General features: G+C 61.6%; 7 protein-coding genes. All 7 read right to left on the bottom strand.

Annotated features, from left to right (window positions below; all coding sequences use genetic code 11):
* Nucleotides 1-125: 125 nt before the first annotated feature.
* Complete coding sequence (proX, locus tag OKB81_RS18925) at nucleotides 126-1,127, bottom strand: glycine betaine/L-proline ABC transporter substrate-binding protein ProX (protein WP_160839396.1); 1,002 nt, start codon at nucleotides 1,125-1,127, stop codon at nucleotides 126-128.
* Nucleotides 1,124-2,272, bottom strand: a complete 1,149-nt coding sequence (gene proW / locus OKB81_RS18920) for a glycine betaine/L-proline ABC transporter permease ProW (RefSeq protein WP_270805374.1) — start codon at nucleotides 2,270-2,272, stop codon at nucleotides 1,124-1,126. Before proW ends, proX begins: the two co-directional genes overlap by 4 nt.
* A complete protein-coding gene (gene proV / locus OKB81_RS18915; protein WP_270805373.1) occupies nucleotides 2,269-3,465 on the bottom strand; it encodes a glycine betaine/L-proline ABC transporter ATP-binding protein ProV in 1,197 nt (398 codons plus the stop codon). Before proV ends, proW begins: the two co-directional genes overlap by 4 nt.
* 471 nt (nucleotides 3,466-3,936) lie before the next feature.
* Nucleotides 3,937-4,428 (bottom strand): type 3 dihydrofolate reductase, encoded by a 492-nt coding sequence (gene folA, locus OKB81_RS18910; protein WP_024946467.1) that lies wholly within the window; start codon nucleotides 4,426-4,428, stop codon nucleotides 3,937-3,939.
* A gap of 23 nt (nucleotides 4,429-4,451) precedes the next feature.
* Entirely contained in the window at nucleotides 4,452-4,919 is a 468-nt protein-coding gene (locus OKB81_RS18905) for a threonine/serine exporter family protein (RefSeq protein WP_010675437.1), read from the bottom strand.
* Between the two features lie 118 nt (nucleotides 4,920-5,037).
* On the bottom strand, nucleotides 5,038-5,163 hold the full coding sequence (locus tag OKB81_RS18900) for a hypothetical protein (RefSeq protein WP_263639559.1): 126 nt from the start codon (nucleotides 5,161-5,163) through the stop codon (nucleotides 5,038-5,040).
* On the bottom strand, nucleotides 5,160-5,957 hold the full coding sequence (locus tag OKB81_RS18895; RefSeq protein ID WP_160839400.1) for a threonine/serine ThrE exporter family protein: 798 nt from the start codon (nucleotides 5,955-5,957) through the stop codon (nucleotides 5,160-5,162). The genes OKB81_RS18900 and OKB81_RS18895 overlap by 4 nt, the downstream gene beginning before the upstream one ends.
* Between the last annotated feature and the right edge of the window lie 143 nt (nucleotides 5,958-6,100).

Genomic DNA, 6,100 nt, shown 5'->3' with positions numbered 1-6,100 from the left:
CAGCCTTGCTCCCCCAACTCAAGTCGCATTTATGAATAATTAGTCAAAAATGTGCTTATCTGAACAGCATTGCGGCAGTTGCCGGGCGTTTTTCTTTGCGCAAAAGGGTGATGTAACGCCCTTCATTACATGGCGGCGGCGCGCGCCTGATTCAGCCAGTCGTTCACCAGTGCCTCGTGGCCCTTGAGCCAGGCGTCGGCATGACGCTCCACGTCCGCCGGCTTGTTCTGCCCCTTGTTCATCAGGCCGTTCTGCACGTTGATGTCATTGAGCGGCAGCTTGACGATGGAGAAGAGCTTGGCGGCGGCCGGATTGGCCTCGGCAAACCGCTTGTTGGCAACGATGTGCATGGTGTTCACCGCAAAGCCGTAGTTCTTGCCGTTCGGCAAGCGGGTCTTGGCCGCATCCGGGGCGTCGGCGGGGACTTCCAGCCACACCACATCCTTGCCCGGCACCAGTTCGCTGCTGAGCCAGTAGGGGGTCCAGGTGTAATAGAGCACCGGCTTGCCGGCCTGGTAGCGAGCCAGGGTATCGGCGATCAGCGCCGCGTAGTTGCCCTGCTTATGGGCCACCGTGGGGGTCAGACCAAAGGCATCGAGGTGATGGTTGATCGCCCCCTCGCAGCCCCAGCCGGGGTTGCAACCGATGAGGTCGGCCTTGCCGTCGCCATCCCCGTCAAACAGCGCCGCCACCTCGGGATCCTTGAGCTGGCCCAGGTTGGTGATGCCGTATTGGGTAGCGGTCTTCTTGTCGATGAGGTACCCCTGGGCGGCACCGGCCACATAGGTGCCCTCACGGAAGAACACCTTGTCGCCCCCCGCCTGCTCGTACTTGTTGTCCTGCAGCGGCACCCAGTTGAATGCGAGGAAGGTGCCGTCTCCCTGGGCCACCGAGGCATAAGCCACGTTGTAGTCCACCTCCTGGGCGGGCTGAACATCGTAACCCAGACGCGCCATCAGCTTGCTCACCAGCAGGCTCTGGAAGGCCTCTTCCGGCAAGGAGCTCTGCAAGGGCTGAACGCGAACCCCCTCCCCCGGCAACTCGGCGCTGGCCATGGCGAGCGGGCTCAGCAGTTGGGCACTCAGCAGCACTGTGCCCAGGGTCAATCCTTTGGTGGTCTGTCTCATGCATTTACTCCTTTGTAATCGATTTTCTTGTCACGACCGGTCAGACGCAGCAGCAGGGCGGCGGGGCCGTGCTGATACCAGCGGCCGGTACGGGTGCGATCCGGTTGCCCCATCGCCTGGGTGAGGCGGTCGAGCACGATGGCCAGCAGCACGATGCAGAGGCCGCCGATGGAGGCGAGCCCCATGTCGAGCCGGCCGATGCCGCGCAGCACCATCTGGCCGAGGCCCCCCACCGCGATCATGGAGGCGATCACCACCATGGAGAGCGCCAGCATCAGGGTCTGGTTGACCCCGGCCATGATGGTGGGCATGGCGAGCGGCAGCTGTACCTTGAACAGCAACTGGGAGGGGCTGGCACCGAACGAGTGGGCCGCCTCCACCAGATCCGTGGGCACCTGGCGAATGCCCAGCATGGTGAGCCGGATCATGGGCGGCAGGGCGAAGATGACGGTCACCACCACCCCGGGCACGTTGCCGATGCCAAACAGCATCACGATGGGGATGAGGTAGACGAATGCCGGGGTGGTCTGCATGGCATCCAGCAGCGGCCGGGTCCAGGTGGAGAGCCGCTCGCTGCGGGCCAGCAGGATGCCGGTGGGCAACCCCAGCAGCACGCAGAAGAACAGCGAGGTCAGCACCAGGGACAGGGTCACCATGGCATCGGACCAGGCCCCGATGAGCCCGATCCCCACAAGAGATACGAGCGTACCGAGCGCCATGCGGCCGTTCACCAGTTGCCAGGCAAGCAGGGCCAGGAGCCCCATCATCAGGGTGGAGGGCACCGTCTGCAGCAGATGGGTCATGGCGTTCAGGGTCAGCTCCACCGGTGCGCGGATCAGCTGGAACAGCGGCCGCAGGTTCTCCACCAGCCAGCCGATGCCCCCTTCCACCCAGGTATCCAGCGGCACCAGCGCCTGCTGGAAGGGATCCAGCCAGTCGATGGCGGTTGTGGTGTCGGCGGCTTCGATCTGGTTCTGCCAGTCGGTAGCCTGGGTGTCGGTACTGCCCCAGGGATCGGACACCTCGGCGGACGCAGGCGTGCTCCAGGGGTCTGCCGCCACCTCATCGGCCCGCAGGGAAGGGCTCGCCAGCAGCACCAGGGCCAGCAGCCCGCTCAGCAAGAAATGGGGATTCATCAGCTTCATGCCGGGGTACTCCTGTCCAGGGTGTTGAGCAGATTGGCCTTGGAGATGAGGCCGAGGTAAGAGCCATCCTCCTCGACCACGGGCACCTGACAGGGAGCGGCCGCCACCTGGCTGATCAGTTCATTGAGGGCGGTGTCCGCCAGAATGGGCTGGATGTCCGCCAGCAACGCCTGCTCCAGGCTGCCTTTGGCCCTTACCGCCTGACCGAGCGACTCCACCGAGACGACCCCGAGGAAGCGACGGCTGCGATCCACCACGTACCCGAACTCCCGCTCAAGCTCCTTGAGCTGGCGCAGGGCGTTGCCCGGCCCGTCGGTGGTGTGTTTCTTGATGAGAGGCACCTGCTTGCGGCTGGCCACGTCGCGGGCGCTGAACACATGGGCCAGATCCACCCCGCGAAAGAAGGCGCGCACATAGTCGTTGGCGGGCTGGTTCAGGATCTCGTCCGGGGTGCCCACTTGCACCAGCTGGCCATCCTGCATGATGGCGATGCGATCGCCGATGCGCATTGCCTCGTCCAGATCGTGGGAGATAAAGACGATGGTGCGCTGCTGGCTGGCCTGCAGCTTGAGCAGCTCATCCTGCATCTCGGTGCGGATCAGGGGATCCAGCGCGGAGAAAGCTTCGTCCATCAGCAGAATGTCGGGGTCATTGGCAAGGGCCCGGGCCAGACCGACCCGCTGCTTCATGCCGCCGGAGAGGGCATCCGGATAAGCCTCTATCCACTGCCCCAGCCCCACCTGATGGAGCGCCTGACGGGCGCTCTGCTGGCGCTCCGCCAGCGGTACACCGGCCAGCTCCAGCCCGAAGGCGGTATTTTCCAGCACACTCAGGTGCGGCATCAGGGCGAAGGACTGGAATACCATGCTGATCTTCTTGCGGCGCACCCGGCGCAGTTCGCGCTCCGAGATGGCGGCGATGTCCTCGCCATCGATCAGCACCTGGCCGCGGGTCGGCTCGATCAGCCGGTTGAAGAGACGCACCAGGGTGGACTTGCCCGAACCGGAGAGGCCCATCACCACGAAGATCTCCCCTTCGTTGATGGACAGATTGACATCCTGGACCCCCAGGGTCTGTCCGGTCTTTTTCAGGATACTGGCGCGATCATGCCCTTTCGCCAGCAATTTGAACGCTTTATCCGGCTGATCGCCGAAGATTTTGTAGAGGGATTTGACCTCGAGTTTGACTGTCATATTGTCCTTTTTTCTTGGCCGACGCCTTGCCTGGCAAACCGTCGAACGTGAGCCAATTACTTTTAACACTAAGCAATTTCACACCCAAACAAAAGAACCAATTGAAGCCAACCTGGAAAGGTTAAATTTAACTCATTGATTTTTATTGGTTATTTTCATTCATAAAAATCCATTAAATCACGATAAAAACGCCTATAACAGACAGGGCCACCACAGTATCGATGCACTTGCAGCACATTTCATTAATGATTAAAAGGCGTTAGCAGCAGGCGAAAAGAGAGGGTGGGGAGGATGGCCCCCATCGGAGCGATTAATGGCCATTTAATTACATTGCTAATCATTTTGATGCCGCGCACTCGGTATTGCTTCAGGCAACTTCAACCATGCCGGTTCAGCCCCCTTCTCTTTGCGGCAACAGGGCACAAAAAAGCCCCCTGCTGTCGCAAGGGGCTCTTCATGGCATCAGAGGGCTCAGCGCCGCTGCCAGGTCTCGAAACAGTAGGGATGGGGGTTCTTCTCGTCAGGCTGATGGGACTCGCGCTCGATGCAGGACCAGTCGCCCTCGTCAAAGGCCGGGAAGCGGGTATCCCCCTCCACCGCCAGATCGATACGGGTCAGATAGAGCCTGTCGGCCCGTGGTAGCAGCTGGCCGTAGAGATGACCGCCCCCGATCACCATCAGCTCGGCCACGTCGCTGCCCGCCAGCAGCGCCAGTGCGGCCTCCACCGAGTCGATAACCTCCACGCCGTCGGCCCGGTAGTCGGGGTTGCGGCTGATCACCAGATTGCGGCGCCCGGGCAGCGGTCGCCCGATGGACTCGAAGGTCTTGCGCCCCATCAGCACCGGCTTGCCCAGGGTGACCCGCTTGAAGTGGGCCAGATCCGCCGGCAGGTGCCAGGGCATCTGGTTGTCCAGCCCTATCACCCGATCATGGGCCATGGCGGCAATCATGGAAATCATCATGGGGTCAACCTCTCGCACCGTCGTCAGATAATGGGGCGGTTACGGTACACGACCAGAGAGGGGATCGCCAAACCGAAACTCAGGGCCCCCACGATAAACAGCGCCTTGAGGCCGTTCTCCACCGCGCTCTGAAGCAGCTCCATGGTCACCCCGGAGATATTGAGCTCCACAATGGCGATCATGGTCTTGAACGCATAGCTGCCCGGGATCATGGGGATGATGGAGGCGACGCTGAACACCGGGCGCGGTGCCAGCAGGCGGCGCGACCAGTAGACACAGACAAAGCCGACCGTGGTCGCCGCTGCCAGGGTGGCCCACTCGATGGGCATGCCGTAGTGGATGAGCAGGGTACGCAGACTGTGGGCCAACGCGCCCCCCATGGCGCAGTATTTGAGCATCCGTGGCGGCACGTTGAACAGCATGGCAAAGCCCACCGCCGGAATGGCCGACCAGAAGGCATCCTTGGCCAGCAGCCAGAGCAGTTCCATCATACCTTCCACCCCCAGATACCGGTCCCCGACATGGCGCGCATGATCCCGATATGGTTCCGCGCGCTGATGGATAGCCGGTTTGCCCCGATCAACAGGGTCGATACAACGTCAAAGATCTTCATACCTTCCACCCCCAGATACCGGTCACCGACATGGCGAGCATGATCCCGATATGGTTCCACGCGCTGATGGATAGCCGGTTTGCCCCGATCAACAGGGTCGATACAACGTCAAAGATCTTCATACCTTCCACCCCCAGATCCCGGTGACCGACATGGCGAGAATGATCCCTATGGCTGCGCTGATGGTCAGCAGTGTCGCCGTGCCCCAGCGGGCCAGCCCCATGTTGAAGTAACCCTTCACCATGTCGGAGACCGCATTGATGAGCGGGAATCCCGGCACCAGCAGCAACACGCTGGCGGCCATGGCGAGATAGGGTTGTTCGCCCCAGCCGAAGAAGGTGGCGCTGGTGGCGAGCAGGGTGGCGATAAACCCGGTGGCGGCAAAGTTGATGAGGGGACTGTGGTGATGGCGGGCAATGAGCTGGCGCACCCGCATGGCGACCGAGGCCGAGCAGCAGGTCACCAGGAAGATGGGCCAGTCACCGCCAAACAGCAGGCTGAAGGCACCGCAGGAGAGCCCCACCATGGGCACCACCAGCCAGGGGTGATAGTGGAACGGCGTGATGGCCTCGAGGCGCTGACGTACCTCGCGCGCGCCGGTAAGCGACTTTTCCGTCATGATGCAGATGCGCTGGATTTCGCACACCACCTGCATGTTGATGCCGTGCTCCCGCACCCGGCGGGTGGTGGTGACGCAACTGCCCTGGTAGAGGCTGGTGAGGACGATGGCGCTGGAAGAGATGGCCATCTCGACGCTCTCCAGCCCGAGCGCCATGCCCAGGCGGACCGTGGTCTGCTCGATGATGCGGCTCTCCGCCCCAAACTGGGCCAGCATCTGGCCCGCCTTGACGATGATCCGGGTGATCTCCGTCTGCTGCTCTCGCGACAGCACCCTTCCTGGTGTGATGCTTCTCATGATCCCTTTGAGTCATAGCAAGATGAAATGTGTCTGGATATTACCCCAAAATAAATACACCTTCATCCCTCAGAGATCCCCTCATTTTTAGAGACTCAAATAATTCCAAGTGTGCGGGTATATAAGCGGTGTTGCTTCAGGTA

The sequence above is a fragment of the Aeromonas sp. QDB56 genome (assembly GCF_027705505.1).
Lineage (GTDB): Bacteria > Pseudomonadota > Gammaproteobacteria > Enterobacterales > Aeromonadaceae > Aeromonas > Aeromonas caviae.
The sequence above is the reverse complement of the archived record's forward strand: the minus strand, read 5'-3'. Positions and strand labels throughout refer to the sequence as shown.

What these genes read in the sequence shown, in the direction of transcription:
- OKB81_RS18905 (WP_010675437.1), bottom strand. Translation starts at nt 4,919, where the DNA reads ATGATGGAACTGCTCTGGCTGCTGGCCAAGGATGCCTTCTGGTCGGCC.
- proX (WP_160839396.1), bottom strand. Translation starts at nt 1,127, where the DNA reads ATGAGACAGACCACCAAAGGATTGACCCTGGGCACAGTGCTGCTGAGT.
- OKB81_RS18895 (WP_160839400.1), bottom strand. Translation starts at nt 5,957, where the DNA reads ATGAGAAGCATCACACCAGGAAGGGTGCTGTCGCGAGAGCAGCAGACG.
- OKB81_RS18900 (WP_263639559.1), bottom strand. Translation starts at nt 5,163, where the DNA reads ATGAAGATCTTTGACGTTGTATCGACCCTGTTGATCGGGGCAAACCGG.
- folA (WP_024946467.1), bottom strand. Translation starts at nt 4,428, where the DNA reads ATGATGATTTCCATGATTGCCGCCATGGCCCATGATCGGGTGATAGGG.
- proW (WP_270805374.1), bottom strand. Translation starts at nt 2,272, where the DNA reads ATGAAGCTGATGAATCCCCATTTCTTGCTGAGCGGGCTGCTGGCCCTG.
- proV (WP_270805373.1), bottom strand. Translation starts at nt 3,465, where the DNA reads ATGACAGTCAAACTCGAGGTCAAATCCCTCTACAAAATCTTCGGCGAT.